Raw genomic sequence first — 22,543 nt, 5'->3', positions numbered from 1 at the left:
CACGGCTTCATAGCCCTAAAAAGCGAAGTAATTATGTCAAATATGACGAATGCCGCCTCCCACACAGCGCCTATTCAGGATGCTGACTATTCTGCTATTCATCCCCCATCTTTACTCAAGCGCCTCGAACTCACCAATCCTGTCTTTTGGTTAAGTGGTAGCTTCCTCACTCTATTCGTTTTACTTGCTCTAACGAATACCGACTCTCTAACCGCAATGGTTAACACCGGCTTCGGCTTTGCTACTAAATATTTCGGAGCTTACTGGCAAGTACTGCTTCTTCTGAATTTCCTAATTGGTTTGGCTCTTGCGTTTGGTCGCACTGGTTATGTGCGCCTAGGTGGTCTAGCGAAACCTGATATTGATAACTTTAAGTGGTTGTCAATCGTACTCTGTACTCTACTTGCAGGTGGTGGTGTGTTCTGGGCCGCAGCTGAGCCTATCGCGCACTTTGTGACTGCTCCGCCTCTATACGGGGAAGCCTCACCGAAAACTGCCGCAATCAATGCCCTATCTCAGTCTTTTATGCACTGGGGCTTCTTAGCTTGGGCGATCCTTGGTGGTCTATCTTCCATTGTCTTAATGCACTTGCATTACGATAAAGGCCTGCCTCTTAAGCCGCGTACTCTGCTTTACCCTGTTTTTGGTGATAAAGCCATTAAAGGCTGGATTGGTGATGTTGCTGACGCATGTAGCATCATTGCAGTAGCAGCAGGAACCATCGGTCCTATCGGCTTCTTAGGTTTACAAATTAGCTACGCGCTAAACTCATTGTTTGGCCTGCCAGATACGTTCGTAACGCAAAGTATGGTTATTATGGCGGCGATCCTGATGTATACCCTTTCCGCACTGAGCGGTTTGAGCAAGGGTATTCAAATCGTCAGTCGTTACAACATCATTTTGTCTGTACTATTAATTGGTTACATCCTGTTCTTCGGGCCGACAAGCTTTATCGTTGATGGCTACGTGCAAGGCGTTGGTCGTATGGTGGATAACTTCTTCCCTATGGCACTTTACCGTGGTGATACAGGCTGGCTAAGCTGGTGGACAGTATTCTTCTGGGGTTGGTTTATCGGTTATGGCCCAATGATGGCGATCTTTATTGCTCGTATCTCTCGTGGTCGTACAATTCGCCAATTAATCATGTCTATTAGCATCGCGGCACCGCTGATTACTTGCTTCTGGTTTAGTATTGTTGGTGGCAGTGGCCTTGCGTTTGAACTTGATAACCCTGGTTTGATTTCATCTGCGTTTGAAGGCTTTAACTTGCCCGCAGCACTGCTAGCGATTACTGGTGAATTACCTTACCCAATGATCATTTCGGTTCTGTTCCTGATCTTAACGACAACATTTATCGTGACGACGGGTGACTCGATGACTTACACAATCAGTGTAGTGATGACGGGCTCAACAGAACCAAACGCAGTGATTCGCTCGTTCTGGGGGCTGATTATGGGTATTGTCGCTATTGCGCTTATCTCAATGGGCTCTGGTGGTATTTCTGCATTGCAGTCTTTCATTGTAATTACTGCCGTACCTGTGTCTTTCATTTTGCTGCCAAGCATTTGGAAAGCACCCGGCATTGCAAGCAGAATGGCGAAAGAGCAAGGCCTCGTTTAAACCGCCTCTCTAACCAATATGCGAAAAAGAGCCCTTCATTGGGCTCTTTTTAATTCTGCGCTTTATCCTACGCTATCAATGCGAATCATCACTGCGTCTGGACGCCAATACTCGAATTCGCAGTCCATTAAATGCCCATCTTGTTTGTAGTTTACCCGCCGAATTTTCAGAACGGGTTGTCCTTCAGCCAAGTTCAACGCTTTAGCGACATGAGCAGGTGCTGACGTTGGAATCACATCAAAACGAGAGCGCTTTGTTTCGTAACCATACTTCTCACGATAAATACCCGTCAGGGACATTGTGAGGTTCTCAGACAATATACCCTCAAACAGTGCCGCTTTGAGCACGTTCTCAACAAACAATACCGCTCGCCCATCAATAAAACGTAACCGTTCAATTACATAAATTGGGGTAATTCGCTCCACCTCTAACGATTTGGCATACTCACCTGCGGCCATTTCACTTCGCACATTGAGTAACTTAGTTTCTGCAATACGATGCTGCTCTCGAATCATCTGATGGAAGTGAGAACGAGACAACGGGTTGTAACAGATACGCTCAGGAGATACATACCAACCCCGGCGCTCTTCTCGATAAATAAGACCTTCCGTTTCCAAAGACACCAACGCATCTTTGATTGTGATTCGAGTCGTAGAAAACAGCTCACTGAGCTCTCTCTCTGACGGCAGTTTTTGTCCTTCCGACATGATGCCGGAAAGAATCTGCTGTTTTAAGCTGCTTCTAATTTTTCCTAATTGGGTACCAAATTGTCCGGTGCCTGTCGCTCTCATTCTGATCTAGTCCAAGGATAATTTGACGAATAACATAAGGCGTTTACGTAACAAAAATATGACATTAATCAACAGAACACATACTGAACGTATGAAATATAAGTGCCATATAAAATCAGCAAAACTGTCAAATTACTTGCGCTAAATCGTCACATTCCATCCATAGCATACAAAGCGAACTTACTGACCTAGTCCAGAAGGATGGAGACAATGAAAACTTTGCTAAGTCGTTCAATTACCGCACCAGCGGCAATCATTGCGGTAACGCTCGCTACGCCAACAGTAGCGAAAGAAGCCGATATTGAATCTTTGGTAGCTGCAGCACAAAAAGAAGGGGCGGTTTACAGTGTGGGTATGCCTGACAGTTGGGCAAACTGGAAAGACACTTGGGCTGATTTAAAGTCAAATTACAACCTTAAGCACCAAGACACGGATATGAGCTCGGCTCAAGAAATCGCAAAATTCGAAGCTGAGAAGAAAAACGCGACCGCAGACATTGGTGACGTAGGCTTTGCCTTCGCACGTGTAGCGGTTAAAAAAGGCGTCACTCAGCCATATAAACCAACAACTTGGAATGACATCCCAGATTGGGCAAAAGACGAAGATGGTCATTGGGCACTTGCTTACACTGGCACTATTTCTTTTATCTCCAACAATAACCTCGTAAAAGACGCGCCAAAAACGTGGGATGACCTATTAAAAGGCGACTACAAAGTGACCGTAGGTGACGTAGGCGTAGCAGCACAGGCAAACAACGCGGTTCTCGCCGCAGCGTTCGCCAACGGTGGGGACGAATCCAACCTCAAGCCTGCGCTCAAATTCTTTTCTGAACTCGCGAAGCAAGGTCGTCTTTCATTTACCGATCCGAACATCGCCAACCTAGAAAAAGGCGAAGTGGAAGTGGCGATCATGTGGGACTTCAATGCATTGAACTACCGCGACAAAATTGACCGCGACCGCTTTACAGTGAGCATTCCTCAAGATGGCTCTGTGATTTCTGGTTATACAACCATAATCAATAAATACGCGAAGAACCCTAATGCAGCAAAGCTTGCTCGTGAATACATCTTCAGCGATCAAGGGCAAATCAACTTAGCAGAAGGTTATGCGCGTCCAATCCGCACCAACATCACGCTGCCTCAAGCAGTGCAAGACAAGCTAATTGCTAATGACCAATACAGCAATGTTCACCCAGTGACTGACTTCTCAGCTTGGGAAAAGTCCGCACGTAAGCTGCCACGTCAATGGCAAGAAAGTGTCTTAATCCACCAGCAATAAGAGTAAGTCGTTATGAGCAATAAGGTCATCCTTGTTGTTCTAGATGGACTGAACTATCAGGTAGCCCGTGATTGCATGGGCTACCTCAATGGTCTTCTAGAACAAAGTCGTTCCCAACAAGAAACTCGCGCAACGCTTTATCCTGTGCAGTGTGAGCTGCCCTCTATGTCTCGCCCACTTTATGAGTGCATTTTAACGGGCGTTCGCCCTGTAGAAAGCGGCATCGTAAACAACAATATCGTCCGTCTATCCAAACACGATTCCATTTTCAGTTTGGCAAAAGCCCAAGGAAAAGTGACCGCTGCGGCTGCCTACCACTGGGTAAGTGAGCTTTATAATCGCGCGCCATTTGAACCTGTTCGCGATCGTTTCACGCATGATGAAACCCTGAATATCCAGCACGGCTGCTTTTACCATTGGGATCATTATCCTGATGAAGCCTTGTTCCTGGACGCAGAGTATTTACGTCGAAACTATCAACCTGATTTCTTACTGATCCATCCGATGAATATCGACGATACAGGACATAAGTTTGGCCTAGACTCTCGCCAATACCGCAATTGTGCGCGAGGTGCAGACATTATTCTTTCCAACTACATCGATCAATGGCTTGCTGATGGGTATCAAATCATTGTGACCAGCGATCATGGCATGAACAACGATCTTTCTCACGGTGGGATTTTACCTGAAGAGCGAGAAGTTCCCCTGTTTGTCATTGGTGATAAGTTTACCCATCAAGATTGTCATATTAAGCAAACTGATATTTGTGGCACCGTTTGTCAATTGCTAAACCTTGACCACACGAAGCCATACACTCAGGAATTGTTAGCACTATGAGCAGTTCAGTCCTCTCCCCAAGCTCCAGCGAATCACGCTCAAATTTGGCAAGTACTTGGTTAAAGCGCTTTAAGCCAGCCATTTGGTTGGTGCCTTTCGCGCTGTTTTTCTACCTATTTCAACTCGCACCAATGATTTGGGTGCTGTTAAACAGCTTTATCTACGATGGCGAGTTTGCCTTCGATAACTACATTGAAGTGCTCGACTCCGCCTTTATGATGCAGGCGTTTGGCAACAGTTTGTGGTTAGCTGTATGGTCGAGCATTTTTGGCTTAGCCATTGCGACTCTGTTGGTCTCTTCTCTGCGCAGAGTCGATTCTAAAGTCCGCGACGGTGTGATTGCGTTTACGAACATGAGCAGCAACTTTGCAGGCGTACCTCTGTCATTCGCTTTTATTATTATTTTGGGCACCAATGGGGCGATTACCCTTTTTCTCAAGCAGTATGGCTTACTCGGTGATTTCGACCTTTATGGTAAATGGGGCCTGCTGGCCATTTACATCTACTTCCAAATCCCGCTGGCGGTGTTGTTGCTCTACCCTGCGTTCGACGCGTTGAGTGATGATTGGCAAGCCGCTGCTGCGCTACTGGGAGCCAAAACATCACAGTATTGGGCGAAAATCGCGCTGCCAGTGCTCTCACCAGCCTTATTCGGTACCTTTATTATCTTAATAGCCAACGCAATCGGCGCATATGCGAGTGTTTATGCGTTGACCTCCGGTAACTATAACGTCATCACAATTCGAATTGCGAGTCTGGTATCGGGAGACCTGTTCCTTGAACCTAATCTCGCCGCTGCAATTTCGGTGATTCTAATGGTGTTACTTGCCTTTATCACATTGATTAACCAATGGCTCATTTCGAAAAGCTATGCAGGTAGGAAGTAGTCATGCACAACGTTAATACTCGATTCCATAAAACAGTGGTTTATTCCATTGTTGGGATCATGCTCATCCCGATTTTAGCGACCTTTGTCTATTCGCTTTCATCACGCTGGGGCGCCACGGTGCTTCCAGATGGTTTCACTTTTGATTGGTACGTTAAATTGCTGACCGACCCACGCTTTTTGCAAGCGTTTGGGCGTTCGCTGTTTATTTGTATTGCTTCGCTAACCCTCAGTGTGATTCTGGTTCTGCCAGCGATATTCGTGGTGTTTTACTACTTTCCGAAGCTCGATAAGCTCATGAACGTATTGATTTTGCTACCATTCGCTGTACCACCAGTGGTGTCCTCCGTCGGCTTGCTTCAACTTTATGCTGACAGTGAAATCTCCCTTATCGGTACTCCTTGGATTCTAGTAGGTACTTACTTCACCATAGCGTTACCGTTCATGTATCGTGCGATTTCTAATAGCTTCGAAGCAATTAACCTTAACGATTTAATGGACGCTGCACACTTGCTAGGAGCAAGCACAACCAAAGCGTTTTTGATGGTCATTTTACCTAACCTCAAAAAAGGACTGATGGCATCGCTTTTCCTTTCATTTTCATTTCTATTGGGAGAGTTTGTGTTCGCCAATATTTTAGTCGGCACACGTTATGAAACCCTGCAAATCTACTTGTATAACATGCGTCAGACGAGCGGCCACTTTACGTCTGCCTTAGTGATGACCTACTTCCTATTTATTTTTTTACTGACTTGGTTGGCAAGTCGTTTCAGCCGAGGAGTCAAACAATGAGCTACGTAACAGCGAAAAATCTGACTAAACGTTTTGGTGATAACACCGTATTTGAGGACATTCACTTTAACATCGAGCAAGGTGAATTCATTACGCTTTTGGGCCCTAGCGGTTGTGGTAAATCGACACTACTTCGCAGCCTTGCTGGGCTTAACCCTGTCGATGGAGGCGAGATTTGGGTAAACGGAGAAGATATCACGCATCAAGTCCCGCAAGAGCGTGGTATTGGGATGGTCTTTCAATCGTATGCGCTGTTTCCCAATATGACCGTCGAAGGCAACATTGCATTTGGCTTAAAAATGAAAAAGCTTGCGAATGATGATATTCGACGTGAAGTGGCTAAAGTCATCAAACTGGTGGATCTGGCAGGTAAAGAAAAACACTATCCGCATCAACTTTCTGGCGGTCAGCGCCAGCGTGTCGCACTCGCTCGAGCGTTGGTGGTGAAACCTCGCATATTATTGCTTGATGAACCACTTTCTGCGCTTGATGCCAAAATCCGCAAACACCTTCGTCAGCAAATCCGAGATATTCAGAAAGAGATGAATCTCACCACTATCTTCGTAACTCATGACCAAGAAGAGGCGATGATTATGTCTGATCGTATCTTCCTAATGAGTAAAGGAGAAATTGTTCAAGCAGGAACACCTGAAGAAATTTATACTCATCCTGCTAACGAGTTTGTGGCCGGTTTCATGGGGCACTACAACCTTGTAGAGGCCAATAAAGCCAAGCAACTCTTCAACATTGATACCGAATGGAAAGTGGCGATTCGCCCAGAGTCTATATATGTAAAAGAGCAAGGTCGTCAATATGATAGCCACATCTCAGCGCCACAAGTAGGTACGATCACCAACCACCAGCTTCTAGGTAATGTTATTCGCTATCAAGTGAACGTTGAAGAGTGTGAGCTCACTGTTGACTTGCTTAACCGCTCTTCAGAACGCTTACTAGCGAATGGCAGCCAACTAGAGCTACTCTTTAACCTAAACGAAATTCAACCAGTGAGAGCCTAAACATGTCCAAACCTTTGTATGTTTTTGATATGGATGAAACCCTAATAAACGCTGACTGCGCAATGATTTGGAACGAGTTTATGGTTGATAGAGGCATCGCGACTGATCCTTTATTTATTATGGAAGATCAGCGTCTAATGGCCTTGTACTCTGAAGGCAAAATGGACATGGAAGATTACCTAGCGTTCTCCATGAAGCCACTAGAAAACATGCCGATTGAAGAAGTAAACGCCTTGGTTGAAGAATGTGTTGAAAGCCATATTCTGGCTAAACAGTTTCCTCAAGCCAAAACCCTGATTGAGCAACTGTCTCGTGATGGTATAGATATGGTTATCATCTCTGCCAGCGTCACTTTTTTGGTGGAAGCCGTTGGTCGCCGTCTTAATATTCCAACCGCACTCGGAATTGATTTAATCGAGAAAAACAACCGTTATACTGCTGAAATCGACGGTATTCCGAGTTATCGTGAAGGCAAAGTCACGCGATTAAAACAGTGGCTAGAAAATCAGCCTGAGCCTTATTCCGAAATCCATTTCTATACCGATTCAATCAACGATTTACCGCTTTGTGAATACGCGAACTACGCTTATCTGGTAAATCCATGCCCACAACTAAAAGAACACGCCAACAGACCGAATTGGAGTGTGTTAAGTTGGGGGTGATCTAGCCTCACAAGACCGTTCTTCCTAAGTAAATACTTTTCTATTTGTTCAAAGAGCAGTTCTTTCTGCTCTTTTTTACTTCTCTTCATCACAAATTAATCACTTGATTAAATACTGATTAATTTTTCACATGTCGCATGAGAAATCAGCGTCTTATAATTAATCAAATGTTTAATATTTAGAGAGAAGATTGTGACGGAAGCGCATCGAAGGGCGGGAAGACCCACAGATAATATCGACGCACGGGAAAAACTGATTTTCCACGCGCGCGAACTCTTCACCATTATGGCTTATGACAAGGTCTCTACTCGCCTAGTCGCGCAGAAAGCAGGCGTGAACGTGGCGATGATTCGTTACTACTTTGGCAACAAAGAAGGCTTGTTCGAGACCATGTTGCGCGAAACACTGTCACCGATGCAAAAGCAGATGCAGACGTTGGTATCCAACAGTAACGAGCAAAACTTTCTCGATCTAATGCGCACCTACTACCGCGAAATGATCAAGGTACCACAGTTCCCACGCTTAGTTGCCCAAGTTATGAATATGCCCCCATCGGAAACCCAACGCAAACTGCTCGAAAAAGTCTTCGCAGATATCAGTAAGCCAATGCAAGGCGTGATCTTTGATAAGTTGATCGACAGTGGCGTTTTACGAAAAGACGCCGACCCTCAACTTTGTCGCGTCTCTTACATCAGCTTGATGGTGTTTCCTTTTATGGCACCACCAGCACTGCTCGCCATTCATGGCATTGAACTTTCTGAAGCCTTCTTGAACCGATTATTCGAACACAACATACAACTGATGAAACATGGATTTTTAGACTCGGGCGACCAATATGAAAATAAATAAAAAGCTGCTGTTCTTTCCTGCTCTTGCGGTGGGGGTCGTCATTCTGTTTTTGGCGATTAGCCTCAAACCAGATTTGCCCGTAAAACCCTCTGGAGATCGTGCACGGTTGGTCGAGACGATTCCACTTGAGCTAAAAGCCATTGCTCCAGTAGCCATAGGGTTTGGCAAGATCACCCCAAAAGTGGAATGGAAAGCGATAGCCGAAGTGACGGGGAAAGTGGTCTACCGCCATCCGCAGCTGGAAAAAGGACAAGTGTTGCAAGCAGGGACAGAAATCCTGCGAATCGACCCGCTCGATTACGAGTTGAAACTGGTTCAAGCTCAAGCCGATCTCAAATCTGCCCAAACCTCTCTGGCTAAGCTGAACCAAGAAGAAGCGAATCTCAAAAGCACACTCAAGATAGAAGCCAACCGTCTGGTTATCGCCAACAAAGAGTTAGACCGTAAACAAAACCTACGTAAGAAAGGCTTAACCTCGCAATCGGATGTAGATCAGCAAGAGCAAAGCGCGCTCTCTCAACGTAAGTTAGTACTGGATATTGAAAATCAAATTGGTTTGATGCCGGATGAGAAACGAGTCGCGGAAGCCCTAGTTAAGGTCAATGCATCAAAAGTGGATGAGGCCGAACGCTCGCTTGATAAAACCATCATCACGCTTCCTTACGATTTGCGTATTGCTGACGTAGAAATTGAGAAAAAGCAAGTGGTTAACCTCCAACAAACCATGGTGACAGGACATGGTATTGATGTCATGGAAGTGGAAGCTCAACTATCCATTCATGACATGCAAACTTTGGCGGCGAGCATCGGTGAGTTTGTCCGCGATGAATCTGGTATTCCACAACCTGATATGAATGCGATTCATGCCAACATTGAACTCAGCAGCGGTAACCTCTCTGCAAGCTGGCCTGCGAAAGTTGCACGCATCAGCGAAACGGTTGATCCAAGCCAAGCGACGGCCGGTGTGATTCTGGAAATTGAACAAGACTACCGTGCATTAAACCCAACGTCTGCGCCTCCATTGGTGAACGGCATGTTTGTGCGTGCCTTGATTGAGGGACAAGAGAACCCGAGTTGGGTCATCCCAGAGCGTGCGCTTCATGGCGATAAGATTTACCTGATGGGCGATGACAATCGTCTGCAAGTCGTGACGGTTGAAGTGTTATATCGCCGCAATAACCAAGTGGTGATCGATGGTGAACTAGAGCAAGGTCAGAAGCTGATCATCAACGATTTGCTGCCCGCAATTAACGGCATGCTATTGAAAGAGTCACCTGAACAGTCAGAAGCCACTATTGAGGAGTCTGATTCATGATCCGATTCTTCACCAAGCATCCAACAGCAGCCAACTTGCTGATGCTAACGCTGCTGATATTGGGGATTTCTTCACTTTCCACGATTAAGCGTGAAACTTTTCCTGAGTTTGATCCGCCCTACATCCTAGCTGGTGTAGTCTACCCAGGAGCTTCCCCGCAAGAAGTCGAAGAGAGTATCTGTGTCCGAATGGAAGATGCTGTTGATGGCCTTGCTAACATTGAAGAAACGCAATGTGAAGCGATAGAAGGCTCTGCGCGTCTTATCTTAAAACTGAATGAAGAAGCCGACATCGGCCGCATGCTGGTTGATGTTCAGACTCAGATCAACTCGATTAATGACTTCCCACAAGAGATTGAATCCCCCGTTGTACAAGAGTTGGATTGGAATGAGCCAGTTGTGGATGTCGCGATCACTGCAGACACCACATGGCCAGAGCTAAAAGCCTATGCAGAACAACTTAAACGCACATTAAAGCTCGATTATGATGTGTCTTTGGTTGAAGTTGCAGGCTTCTCTGACCACCAATACCGAGTAGAGTTGGACACTCAAGCCATTCGACAACTTGGCTTAAGTGTTGGCGATATTGCTGAGCAGATTGGTCGTCAGAACGTCAAGTTGCCAAGTGGTAATGTCGAGACGCCAGATAAGAACTTTCTGATCCGCTTCGATGAACGACGTGTGACGCCAGAAGAGCTTGAGACTATTGTCGTGGGCTCTGGTACAAATGGCTCAATCATCCGTCTAAGAGATATTGCGACGATTACCGACCGGTTTGAATTGGACGAACAGAAAGTCCTCTTCGATGGTCACCCTTCTGCCCTACTAAAAGTCAGCAAAAACAAAGAAGATGACGCACTGCGTATCAAGGAACGGGTTGCTCAATTTGTCGAAGAACAACAAGCTATCGCGCCAGACGGTGTGATGCTACAAATGACCAATGACCTTTCATCTGTGCTTTGGGATCGCCTGACCATGATGGTCAAAAACGGTTGGCAAGGTATCATTCTGGTTTTCGCCACCATGTGGTTGTTCTTTAGTTTTCGCTACTCTTTTTGGGTCGCAGCTGGTTTGCCCGTAGCCTTCTTAGGTGGGTTATTTTTGATGGCGCAACTTGGCCTGTCCATCAACATCATGTCTTTGGTCGGGTTACTCATGGCCATCGGTATCATGATGGATGATGCCATCGTTATTGCCGAATCGATTGCCGCTCACCTCGACCGAGGAGAAGAGATCGATGATGCCGTTATCAAAGGAGTGAAAAAGGTACTGCCAGGGGTAATTTCTTCCTTCCTAACTACGGTGTGTATTTTTGGTAGCTTGTTATTCCTGCAAGGTGAAATGGGTGCGGTACTTAAAGCAGTTCCTCAAGTTCTGATCCTCGTTTTGAGTTTGAGTTTGGTGGAAGCCTTCTTGATCCTACCTAACCACCTTTCTCATTCGCTACATAAACAAAAGCAAGAGCGAACAACACCGAAGTTCAAACAAAAGCTGCTCGCTTCTTTTGAAAACTTCCGCAACACCACCTTGGTCAACGCAGTCGATAAAGTGGTCGAGTATCGCTATGCCTTTATGGGCGGCGTGGTTGCGTTACTTCTTATCTCCGCTGCCACGTTAGTTGGCGGTTTGCTCAAGTTTCAACCCTTCCCTGAACTGGATGGCGACATTGCAGAAGCGCGCATTATTCTTCCTCCGGGTTCTTCTCTTTCTCAAACGGAAGCCGTCGTCGATAAGATCGTCGCTTCCGCTCAAAAGCTAGATAAAGAATGGACAGAAAAAGTGGAAGACGGCAATCCATTGGTTCTACACATCACCAGTCAATTCAACGCTAACGCCGACGCGAATGAATCTGGCCCTCACATTGCCACGGTACGTCTGGATTTGCTGGGTGCAGAGAGTCGTAACACACTCATCGATGAATTTATCGATGCATGGCGTGAAGACATTGGTGAACTTGCCGATCCTATCTCGCTGGTATTTAAACAACCGACCATGGGGCCGGGTGGACGAGCGATTGAAATTCGAGCGAAGCATGATGATCTTGATGCGCTCAAAGCAGCCTCTATCGACATTCAGCAATACTTGAATGAGTTTGACGGTGTCCATGGCGTGTTGGATGACATGCGTATGGGTAAAGAAGAAGTCTTGGTTAAACTGCGTCCGGGAGCGGAAGCTTATGGGATTAACGGCCAACTCATCGCCAATCAATTGCGCGCGGCTTTCTTTGGCCAAACCGCAGACGAAATCCAAGTTGGAGTAGAAAATATTTCCATCGAAGTTCGCCTTGATAAAGCGCAAGCTGGTGACTTACAGCAATTGGCAAACTTCCCAATTATCTTGTCCGATGGAAGTCAAATTCCGCTCGCGACCATTGCTACTTTGGATTTCCAACGTAATTACGTAAGAATCCAGCGCATTGATGGCTTGCGCACCGTGAGCGTATTCGGCGATATCGACAATACGAAAGCCAACTCAACCGCCATTATTCGTCAGTTCCAACAGGATGAAGCGCCAAAGCTTATGCAAAAGTATCCTGGTCTTCGCTTTGATTTTGAAGGCGAAGCCAAAGATACCGCTGAAACTGGCGCATCAATGGGTAAAGGCTTCTTGCTTGGTTTGTTTGGCGTGTTTGCGATTCTGAGTTACCAATTCCGCAGTTATTTGGAACCATTCGTGGTCATGCTTGCGATTCCACTCGCCTTTATTGGCGTGGTATGGGGACACATCCTACTCGGTCACTCATTAAGTATGCCGAGTATGATGGGCTTTGTCTCACTAGCGGGGATTGTGGTGAATGACTCGATTCTGTTAGTTCAGTACATACGCCATCATGTCGATGAAGGGGATAATGTGCACGACTCAGTAGTCAAAGCCAGTCGGGAACGCTTTAGAGCAGTATTCCTGACATCAATGACCACTGCAGCAGGTTTGCTTCCGTTACTGACTGAAACCAGTTTGCAAGCACAGGTTATCCAACCACTGGTTATCTCCATCGTGTTTGGTATTTTCGCATCCACTCTGCTGGTGTTGTTTATGATCCCTGCTGCGTATGCCATTTTAGCTGACTTCGGCCTAGTCCATAAGCACGAAGAAATCTAAAACGACTGATAAGTAAACTTATCAAAATGCACAAGAGCGGCTTAGGTCGCTTTTTGTTCAATACCAATGCGTTAAAAAACACACAATCACTTAACAAACAGAGGGTTATTGTGTCTCATTAAGTGTGAATATGAACAGTTAAGGATTAAGTATGTTGAGTTTTATATAACCAAATCAAATAACCAACACAAGATTTATAATATGTCTTATTGTCAAAAACGGAATTTCACAGAGTAAAAATACACGTAGGCAACACATTCACAATTTAAACTCACGATAATGAAAACATTGATTGAAGAATTAACATTTTAACAATCATTACAACAATGTTAACTTTAGCCTCGTTGGTCGCGCTGGTGGTAAGCCTCTCACCAAGCCTATTGTCAGTTTTATATGGACGTTCGACCACCTCCAAAATGAATAGACACCCAATTTGGTGCCCTTTTTTCGCCCGTGAAAGCATTCTTCGCGGGCTTTTTTCTTTAAGTTAAGTATGAACGCTCTGGATCAACTTTTTTTGCCAACCTTTCGGATTTGGAGGTAGTATGCGAATCAATAAGCGGAGACAGTGCTAGCAACTCTAAAACGTTTTTTTCAAAGATTTCATCCGCGTGTCTTACCCAATCTAAAAACTTTTTTTGAGCAAATATAGGCTCGATTTCATATAAAAATTCAATACTAAAGTAAAACTCATTTTTGATAGGAAAATTGTACACTCTTCGATAGTCTTTTTTATACTCCAAATTTCCTTCTACATATTTTGAAAATGTATTTTCACCAATCTTGATATTTTGGCATTTGATTGGAGGATAACCACGAAGAAACTCTCCTACAAGGAACTCTTCTTTCGCTCTCTTTTTTTCTTCGTTTATCGGGTCTATTCCCCAACGATGATTTGCGTACGCAATGGCATCATTCATCAACTCTGTATGATCACCTTTTTGAGAACCGTCAGGTGACTCTACAGCATGATAAAAATCCACGTACTCTTTCTCTATAAATGAGGATAGTTGATTAACACTAGTAATATTTTCATCTGAAGATTTAATCCTTAACCGAATATATAAACCACCTTGTTTATTGATTGGTAATAGTGGATTTATTATTTTCTTTTTAAAAGAGAAATAAATCGTGGCCAATTTTATAAACTTTTCATGCCGCTCTACTTTTGAATCAATATTGAACCGTTGTAATTCAATAAAATCTTGGTATACATGACCTTCATATATATTGTTCGGACATTCAAATGATAGTACTAAGTCATCTATCTGGAATACATTATGTAACAAGTGTGCAAAATCTGGTTTCCCTCTAAAACCATCTTTACACATTTTAATAAAACTCATATGTCTATCTCTTATTCTTCAAATATGCATCAATACCTTTAAACGAGAGCCTGCAATATGAGTTCTAATTCAAGTAAAGGTAAGCCACAGACTAAGGTATTATGAAGGTCAAAAAGGAGATCGGATCTTTTCAAAATTTTAAATATCTAACATCACCTCCACTTTACTGAAATCTACACTTTTAAAAGTTACATCCGCTCCATCCAGCAATAGCTCATCAAACACGCCAACTATTGATAATGAGCTTGAGGATCTGATCCCTACCCATGAAATGAGAAACAAAAAAGCCAGCCTTAAAAGGCTGGCAAGTAGAGCAACAAGGTCAGTGCTTACTGCTAGCTAACACCGAACTCGTATTGGATTCATTTTCGTCTGTTAGTCTCTTTTATCGGCGTTTATGACTTGCTTGCTTTCTCTTTGTGGCACGTTACCTTTACTAACTGTTCTTGCTCATCTTTAATGTTTTTCACGATACGCTCATCACGTGCGTGAATGGCATCCATGTTCATTTGCTGAATATCTGCTATAGCTTCATGTTTCATTTCAGAAAAGTCCTGACGTAAATCTGAGCTCCACTCCTCTTTGTCTAAAGTGTTAGCAGCAGCGATTGGTGATGACATTACAGCAATAAGACTTAGAGTAGATAGAAATACGCTTTTCATAATAAGCTCCTTGAGGATTAGCAGTTAATTTTAATTACAATTCATATATTGCACATACGATGCCAACTTTTATTTTGTTATTTTTCAACAACTTAAATAAATCCTCATATTCAACGTTATCTTCGTCTGGTAAATTTCGCTAACCAAGTGTCAAATTAACCATGCGAATTTAAAACATTAGAAACATACATATTAGAAATGCTTTGTCAGGCAGTTTTCTCATCAGATAATTACGTAACTGCCCACTAAAAAATCACTTTGAATCAAAATGCGGAAACAAAAAAGCAGCCCGAAGGCTGCTCCTAATCGTTAACATCAAGCTTGTTAACTCGATACGCTTGCTTCAACGCTCGACGTCACTGGCGACTTTCTGAAACGATTAATCAAACGATGGATAAACCTCTTAATCGATCTGAAAATATTTTTAATATCTTCAAGCATTAAATACAAACAAGGCACCAACACTAAAGTCAGAACCGTTGCGTACAACACCGCAAAGCCCAAAGCGACAGCCATCGGTATGACAAAACGCGCCTGCAAACTCGTTTCAAACATTATCGGCAATACACCCGCAAACGTCGTTATTGAGGTGAGCGTGATAGCTCGAAAACGAGCACAACCCGCCTCAACAACCGCTTGTTTGATGTTCATACCCTTTTCTCTCACTTGGTTTACGTAATCTGTCATAACCAGAGAGTCGTTGATAACCACGCCAGCAGCGGCGATCAAACCAAATGTCGACATCATACTGATGTCTAAACCTAGCCAGAAATGGCCCCAAATCGCCCCCGTCAGACTAAACGGAATGACGGACATTACAATCAAAGGTTGGGTATAACTTTTTAACGGTACAGCTAACAAGATGTAGACGATGATCATGCCTGCAATAAAGAACAAAATCTGTTCATTACGCTGCGCAGCCTGCTCTTCAATATCACCGCCCAATTCTGTTTTCACAGTTGGGAAGGCTTGCTTCATGTCCGGTAAGATATTGTCGTCAATGACCTTCACGATTTCTTGAGGTTCAACCAATTCTTCGTCTATGGAACCATAAACATAAACGGTTTGATACCCGCCTTCACGTCGAATGCTACTCACGCCCGGCTGCTCGTTGATCTTCACCACATCACCTAGCATGACCTTCTTACCTGCTGGTGTTGTAATCACAGCGTAACGCAATGATGAGAATGCTTCACGCGTCAGTTGCGGGTAACGCACCATAACTTTAATTTCTTCACCATCACGAATAATGCGCTGTGCTTCGCCACCATAAAAGCTGCCACCAACTTGCTCTGCGATCATGGTGAGATCCAGACCGAGATCGTACGCTACAGGCGCAAGAGACAGGAGTACTTCTTTGCTTCCAGAATCAATAGAAGATGAAATATCATATAACCCTTCTTCCTGCTGTAAACGCTCTATCAAGTAACGACCAGCCTCGTTGAGCTCATTGATGTTAGAACCAAACAACAAGTAGCCAAACTCATCTCTGTCACCACCACCCGCACTCTGCTCGCGGATTTTGATGCTCTTCATACCTGGAATAACAGGCATAGCTTCACGCCAACGTCGAGCCAGCTCAAATGTATTGAACGGGCGTAACTCTTCATCAACCAAAGGTACTAATACACGACCTTCGGTGCGGCTTCTATTGTACGACAGCACATCACGAATCATTCCTTGACCATGTTCTGCAATGGTCTCAGATTCGATCTTTTGCATGACACGTTCAATAGTCTTGAGTGCACTGATTGTCTGCTCACTTGAAACGGTATCATTCATTTCAATAGTGATCGCAGGATAGTCAGTCGGCACTTTAGGGTTAGGGATCACCCGAACATAATTCGCGTTGATCAAAGCCGCGCTGATCAGCAGTAAACCACAGAACACTGCAAACACTGTCCAGCGCCAATGGGTGCATGTTGTTACAAAGTTACGATACGGACCGTTTACAAAGCCGAAGAAACGTTGGTTGAAACGATCTCGCCATCCACCTGGTTTAACTGGTTTAAAATGGGTATGCGCCAAGTGCGCTGGTAGGATCAACTTTGATTCAATCAAACTGAAGATCAAACACAGAATCACGACACCAGCAATGCCGTAAAAGAAAGCGCTATCAATACCACTCGAAAGCAAGAATGGTGCGAATACAGCAATCGTTGTCAGAACACCAAATGTCGCTGGCGTAGCAACACGTTTCACACCACGAACCACGTTCTCGACACCGCCGCCCTTTTCTTCAATTTCGCTGTAAGCGCTCTCTCCCATCACGATGGCGTCATCAACTACAATTCCGAGCACCATGATGAAAGCGAACAGCGAGACGATGTTCACTGTAATACCCAAAGCTGGCATCATCATCACCGCACCAAGGAAACACACTGGTAAGCCGATCATTACCCACATAGCCAAGCGGAAACGTAGGAAAATGGTCAGCATAATCGCGACTAATGCAGCGCCTTGCAGCAAGTTTTTCAACATCATGTCGAGACGCCCATTTAAATAATAAGTCGTATCAACCAAGACTTTGAGCTTAACATCCTGCGGCAATGTCTTGTTTTTTGCTTCAATATAATTACGAACGGACTGTGCAACAGGGATAATGTTCTGATCACGAGTTGCTTCAACAGACATGTAGATCGCATTTTGCCCTGAGTATTCAAAATAGCGCTCTTCTTCCGTAAAACCATCTTTGATCGTGGCGATATCTTGCAGTAAAACCTTCGCACCATTTGCGCCAAGCTTTACAGGAATATTTCTAAACTCATCACCACGGTAGTATTGGTTTTCAATCCTTACTGCAATCATCCCTGAATTTGTTTTTACTTCGCCCGCAGAAAAGTTAGCTGAATAACGGCTGATCGCGCTGCTGATATCGCTCAACGTAAGGTCGTATTTACGAAGAACAAGTGGGTCAACTTCAATCGCTATTTCTTCTTCTGGCGCACTCAGATACACCAGCATGACGTTTTCTAACTGAAGTAATTCATCTTCGATTTGCTTAGCAATCGGTTTAAGCTCCTCGAGCGGTCGGTCCCCAACTAACCCCATTTCGATTACATCTTGGCGCCATTCAACTTGGTAGACATTGATTGGTTCCATACCCGCTGGTAAGTTAGACAAGGTATCAATACGTTGGTTTACATCATCTAAGACACGCTTGATATCGGCATTAACGTCTACCTCGATGGAAACATACGCGCTACCTCTAGAGGCCGTTGAGACTGCTTTTTTAATCCCGGTGACGTCTTTAATCGATTCCTCGACCTTAACGAGAATACTCTCTTCTATCTCTTGAGGAGAAGCGCCAGGATAAGTCGCACGAACATCAATGTAGTTCACCTCAATATTCGGAAACATCTGCCTTTGAATAAAGAGAAAACTCACCACACCCATGATAATGATGAACACCATCAAAAGGTTGGCAGCGACGGGGTTATTCGCAAAATAGGCAATCAAGCCCTTTTGTTTAGTATCTTCCATGACAAACTCCTACTTACTGTACGACGGTTTCGGAGTCGTCACTCTTTTTTGCGATTTGTACCGCCATACCTTTTTGAGGGTACTCTGGTAAGGTCAGTACCAACTTATCACTTTGCTCTAAACCTTCGCCCACCAGCAAAAACTCACCTTCTGCTCTCAAAACCGTGACGGTTCTGGGTTGAAGTTGATTATCGCCATTCACCACCCACACGGTACGGTTTTTAACTAATTCCTGTGGTAAGCGATAGATATGCTTAAGTTCCTTACCAGTGAAGCTCACTTCAACGTAGGAGCCGAATTTAATTGGAGGCTGCTGGTTATCGACACCGTATGGGTCCGCGATTTGAATGACCATGTTAATCATTCGGGTAGCACTATCAATCATGCCTAAATCACGAACTACTCGACCTTCTCTAGTGGTAGAAAACACACCTTGCTGCGTCACTGTCGCAGTGAGTTCACCAATGGATTCGGGTAAAAATGCACTATCAAAACCGGCAATGGGTACGTGCACCTCTGCCACTTCGATGTTGTTTAACGTGGCAACTCGAGAACCAGATGTAACAAATTGACCAACACCAATATCACGCTCAACAACCAGCGCATCGTAAGGTGCAACGACTTTGCAATTTTCTAACTCTCTTTTTGCTCGTTTGAGTGCCGCTTGAGCCGACTTCACTTGCGCTTGTGCGCTCAAAACGTGAGGCTTGCGTAAATACAGATCCGTCACTTGCTTATCGCTCAGTCTCTTTGCCTGACGCTTTGCCACTTCGGCTTTCGCTTGTTCCTCAATCAAGTTTGCGCGTGCACTAGCTAAATCGGCTTCAGCTTGTAAAACCGACGCTTCATAGTTGTCGCTTTCAATTGTGAAAAGAACCTCTCCTCGTTTCACGATGCCACCCGTTACAAAATTCGGGTGCCAACTTATCACTTCACCACTGACTTGCGCGGAAAGGTGTGTTTTTTCAAAAGGAACTAATTCACCGTGACTGGTAATCACCACTTTGTGATCAGTAGGAAAAAGAGAAGAAGCCTGAACAGTAGGTTCTGTAATTGCATCTTTGGTTGACTCTTTTTCCGGCGCAGTTGCGGCAATTGCAGCATATCCTGCATAAGAGCCTCCAACGACGACGAAGGGTAAAAGCCAACGTAATATGGGTTTTGCTAACATCGAAAATCCTTTTTTATTGTTGTTTTCAACACCACACTTTTATTCAGTCCATTGCTCCCGGTAAGCATGGTGGTGAGAGAATTGAATTTGAATAAACATCAAAGCGGCGCTTGCCTAGTCTTTTAAGCAGCGAACTAGATAGTTATTGCCAATTCAAAGTTAATAAAATTAACAAAAAATTAACCAACTGCGCAAGTTGCTCTAACTTAACTTTTATTCTAAACAGCAAATGACATGCCAAGCATTTATTTATTAAAAATCATATGGTTATATAAAAAACCATTATTTTATCCAGTGTGCTATTGGTCATAATCACCAGATATTAGTGATTATGACCAATACGGCCATAATGATAATTAAAATAAATGATTATCTGCGCTCTAAAAGTTGAACTTAGTGCAGGTTCTATGGCAATTCATTGATTAATCGCTCGTTATCAAACGGTTCTGGGTGCATGTGGCGTCAGCTTAAGTCTATAATTTGGAGTAGGTAACACTCTGTAAGACAAGGAAATGTGCTTTGTTACAAACGCTCGCCAAGTTGCTCTTCCCCTCGCTGCTCACTATTTTATCGGCATGCTCATCCGTATCGTTGAATGACGCCAGTGAAAAGTCCACCAGCTTTCAGCTCGGTTATCAAAAGGATTCTGTTCTTGCGCAGTACTTTGAAGCTTACGGGAGAGACCCTAAGTCCATAACTGGCTTTGCGCCGTTAAATCAGGGACACGATGCCCTTCTTGCTCGAACCTCTTTGATCGAGTCCGCCCAGAAAAGCCTTGATCTTCAATACTATATTTACCGCGGTGACGAAACGAGTCAGCTAATAACGTGGCGCTTGTATGAAGCGGCAAAGCGTGGTGTTCGAGTAAGGCTGTTGCTTGACGATATGCAAAAGCGAAACGACGATGTGATGGCTGCCCTCAATGCACATCCTAATATAGAAATCCGCTTATTTAACCCGCATCAGTATCGCGACTCCCGTTGGTTCGCTCTTGCTAGCGATTTTGAACGTCTTAATCGTCGTATGCACAATAAGTCTCTGATTGCAGACAGTGTTTCCGCCATTGTCGGAGGTAGAAATATCGGCAATGAATACTTCTCTTTTGAATCGCAAGTTGAGTTTGGTGATTTTGATCTTCTGCTCTATGGTGAGGCGGTACAACAAACTGCCGATCAGTTCGACCTCTACTGGAATAGCGCCTATTCGATACCAATGGAATGGATTACACCGAATTCACAGCAAATTACCGACCAAGCGATTCAAAAGCAGGTCAATAAACTCCGGTTAGAGGAAAAGTTTTCAACCGGCCGCTATGACTTCACTCAACTGGATATGTACCAAGATCTAAAACAAGGCAAACTCAAGCTCTACTGGGGAGAAGCGAAAGTATGGTTTGACCTGCCCGATAAAGTCGCGACCCGAGAGAGCCAACTTATTGATAATTTAACGGAACTGGTTAAAAGTGTTGAGGATTCATTTGTGCTCATTTCTCCCTATTTCGTTCCAACTGAAGCAGGTACTCAAGCATTAAGTAACGCGGCCAAGCGAGGCGTTGATATCACGATTGTGACCAATAGCCTCGCGTCTAACGATGTGTTTGCCGTGCATGGTTGGTACGCAAAATATCGAAAAGATCTACTCGAAGCTGGAATCAAGCTTTGGGAAGTAAAAGCGAGCGCGAAACTCAAAAGTAAGTGGAGCCTCACGGGGAGTAGCAGAGCAAGTTTACACGCTAAAGCAATGACGATTGATAACAAAACACTTTTCGTTGGTTCGATGAACTGGGACCCACGTTCGGCCGCTTTGAATACCGAAATGGCCGTTGTTATCGAACAGCCAGAATATGTGCAAATGTTTCTAGAACAACTGCCGAATCAACTGTCGAGTAACGCCTACGCCTTAACTCTGCGCGACGGGGACATTGTCTGGACGGACGTAAAAACAGGCGAAGAATACGACTCCGAACCAGAAGCAGGAGTATGGCGAAAAATGGGGGCTTGGTTCTCCGGAATATTACCGATTGAAGATCAGCTATAACAGCTGCCAATACTGCAAACCTCCCCAGTCAAGCAAAACAAAATGGACGCTAGTTTTGGGCAGGGGACACAACCAACATAAGGAAGTTCAATGCCAGCGCAATGGAATGAATACTATCAGAAAATTTTAAGCCAACCTCACCGCCCAAACGTGGAAAATGCCGTAAACCAACTTAAGATAGAAGGCAAAGTCGCTCTTGATATTGGCTGTGGAATAGGTCGAGACAGCCACTTTCTACTCGAACAGGGATTTAAGGTTCACGCATGTGATAGCAATGAAGATGCAGTAAAAACTTGTTTAACACGCTTTGAAGGTAATAAACGATTTTCGGTTTCGCAGTGCTGTTTTACTGAATTTAATTACCCTCAGTGCAGCTTGGTTATCGCAAATGCCAGTTTGTTCTTTTGCCCTGACACAGGCTTCAAACAAGTCTGGACAAAAATAGACAGCGCATTACAACCGGGCGGTATCTTCTGCGGCGATTTCTTGGGAGTGAAAGACTCCTGGGTTACCTCCGAAATGCACCCAAACATTACCGCATTAACAAAAAAGGAAGTGGAAAGCTTATTCGAAGGTTACGACCTCATTTCATTGCATGAAAGAGATGAAGACGGGACCACTGTAGTCGGAAGCCAAAAACATTGGCACATGTTTAGTGTGACCGCTCGAAAGCGCTAAAAATGGTCTCTCAGTAAAGAAA

Annotated in this window: 17 protein-coding genes; 12 read left to right on the top strand and 5 right to left on the bottom strand. The window is 44.4% G+C overall.

Features of this window, described 5'->3' with window-relative positions:
- Positions 1-33: 33 nt before the first annotated feature.
- Positions 34-1,620: a BCCT family transporter gene (locus tag L3V37_RS03575; RefSeq protein ID WP_005373846.1), complete on the top strand. Its 1,587-nt coding sequence runs from the start codon at positions 34-36 to the stop codon at positions 1,618-1,620.
- A gap of 62 nt (positions 1,621-1,682) precedes the next feature.
- On the opposite strand, the gene L3V37_RS03570 is transcribed toward L3V37_RS03575, so the two are convergent.
- Positions 1,683-2,411 (bottom strand): UTRA domain-containing protein, encoded by a 729-nt coding sequence (locus tag L3V37_RS03570; protein WP_005387087.1) that lies wholly within the window; start codon positions 2,409-2,411, stop codon positions 1,683-1,685.
- Between the two features lie 210 nt (positions 2,412-2,621).
- Between L3V37_RS03570 and L3V37_RS03565 the strand changes: the two genes are divergently transcribed.
- From L3V37_RS03565 to L3V37_RS03525, 9 genes are all read left to right on the top strand, one after another.
- Complete coding sequence (locus L3V37_RS03565) at positions 2,622-3,689, top strand: ABC transporter substrate-binding protein (RefSeq protein WP_005373851.1); 1,068 nt, start codon at positions 2,622-2,624, stop codon at positions 3,687-3,689.
- A 12-nt stretch (positions 3,690-3,701) separates the two neighbouring features.
- Complete coding sequence (locus L3V37_RS03560; protein WP_005373854.1) at positions 3,702-4,526, top strand: alkaline phosphatase family protein; 825 nt, start codon at positions 3,702-3,704, stop codon at positions 4,524-4,526.
- Entirely contained in the window at positions 4,523-5,413 is an 891-nt protein-coding gene (locus L3V37_RS03555; RefSeq protein WP_237305848.1) for an ABC transporter permease subunit, read from the top strand. The genes L3V37_RS03560 and L3V37_RS03555 overlap by 4 nt, the downstream gene beginning before the upstream one ends.
- A 2-nt stretch (positions 5,414-5,415) precedes the next feature.
- Positions 5,416-6,204 carry an ABC transporter permease gene (locus L3V37_RS03550; RefSeq protein ID WP_115386500.1) on the top strand — a complete coding sequence of 263 codons (789 nt, stop codon included), beginning with the start codon at positions 5,416-5,418 and terminating at the stop codon, positions 6,202-6,204.
- Positions 6,201-7,220 (top strand): ABC transporter ATP-binding protein, encoded by a 1,020-nt coding sequence (locus L3V37_RS03545; RefSeq protein WP_005373862.1) that lies wholly within the window; start codon positions 6,201-6,203, stop codon positions 7,218-7,220. Before L3V37_RS03550 ends, L3V37_RS03545 begins: the two co-directional genes overlap by 4 nt.
- A gap of 2 nt (positions 7,221-7,222) precedes the next feature.
- A complete protein-coding gene (locus L3V37_RS03540) occupies positions 7,223-7,882 on the top strand; it encodes an HAD family phosphatase (protein ID WP_005373864.1) in 660 nt (219 codons plus the stop codon).
- A gap of 192 nt (positions 7,883-8,074) precedes the next feature.
- The gene (locus tag L3V37_RS03535; protein WP_005387092.1) at positions 8,075-8,731 is read left to right on the top strand and encodes a TetR/AcrR family transcriptional regulator; all 657 of its coding nucleotides are present in this window, start codon (positions 8,075-8,077) and stop codon (positions 8,729-8,731) included.
- Positions 8,718-10,046, top strand: a complete 1,329-nt coding sequence (locus L3V37_RS03530) for an efflux RND transporter periplasmic adaptor subunit (RefSeq protein WP_151515781.1) — start codon at positions 8,718-8,720, stop codon at positions 10,044-10,046. The genes L3V37_RS03535 and L3V37_RS03530 overlap by 14 nt, the downstream gene beginning before the upstream one ends.
- The gene (locus L3V37_RS03525; RefSeq protein ID WP_237305847.1) at positions 10,043-13,144 is read left to right on the top strand and encodes an efflux RND transporter permease subunit; all 3,102 of its coding nucleotides are present in this window, start codon (positions 10,043-10,045) and stop codon (positions 13,142-13,144) included. The genes L3V37_RS03530 and L3V37_RS03525 overlap by 4 nt, the downstream gene beginning before the upstream one ends.
- A 482-nt stretch (positions 13,145-13,626) precedes the next feature.
- Here the strand turns inward: L3V37_RS03525 and L3V37_RS03520 are convergent, their stop codons facing one another.
- The 4 genes from L3V37_RS03520 to L3V37_RS03505 all read right to left on the bottom strand — a co-directional run bounded on the left by L3V37_RS03520 (position 13,627) and on the right by L3V37_RS03505 (position 19,806).
- On the bottom strand, positions 13,627-14,490 hold the full coding sequence (locus L3V37_RS03520; protein ID WP_237305846.1) for a DNAase: 864 nt from the start codon (positions 14,488-14,490) through the stop codon (positions 13,627-13,629).
- 395 nt (positions 14,491-14,885) lie between these two features.
- Positions 14,886-15,152 (bottom strand): hypothetical protein, encoded by a 267-nt coding sequence (locus tag L3V37_RS03515; protein ID WP_005373876.1) that lies wholly within the window; start codon positions 15,150-15,152, stop codon positions 14,886-14,888.
- Between the two features lie 324 nt (positions 15,153-15,476).
- A complete protein-coding gene (locus L3V37_RS03510) occupies positions 15,477-18,635 on the bottom strand; it encodes an efflux RND transporter permease subunit (RefSeq protein WP_025767992.1) in 3,159 nt (1,052 codons plus the stop codon).
- Positions 18,636-18,648: 13 nt separating this feature from the next.
- On the bottom strand, positions 18,649-19,806 hold the full coding sequence (locus L3V37_RS03505; RefSeq protein ID WP_025767993.1) for an efflux RND transporter periplasmic adaptor subunit: 1,158 nt from the start codon (positions 19,804-19,806) through the stop codon (positions 18,649-18,651).
- A 519-nt stretch (positions 19,807-20,325) separates the two neighbouring features.
- On the opposite strand from L3V37_RS03505, the gene L3V37_RS03500 reads away from it, so the two are divergent.
- Together L3V37_RS03500 and L3V37_RS03495 are read left to right on the top strand one after the other, a co-directional pair.
- Positions 20,326-21,843, top strand: coding sequence for a phospholipase D family protein (locus L3V37_RS03500; protein ID WP_054576161.1), 1,518 nt, complete (start codon positions 20,326-20,328; stop codon positions 21,841-21,843).
- Positions 21,844-21,933: 90 nt separating this feature from the next.
- On the top strand, positions 21,934-22,521 hold the full coding sequence (locus L3V37_RS03495; RefSeq protein ID WP_017819795.1) for a bifunctional 2-polyprenyl-6-hydroxyphenol methylase/3-demethylubiquinol 3-O-methyltransferase UbiG: 588 nt from the start codon (positions 21,934-21,936) through the stop codon (positions 22,519-22,521).
- Positions 22,522-22,543: the final 22 nt, after the last annotated feature.

Source organism: Vibrio sp. D54 (assembly GCF_021728075.1).
GTDB classification, from domain to species: domain Bacteria; phylum Pseudomonadota; class Gammaproteobacteria; order Enterobacterales; family Vibrionaceae; genus Vibrio; species Vibrio alginolyticus.
Note: the sequence above shows the minus strand (reverse complement) of the source record. Positions and strands in the feature narration are given on the sequence as shown.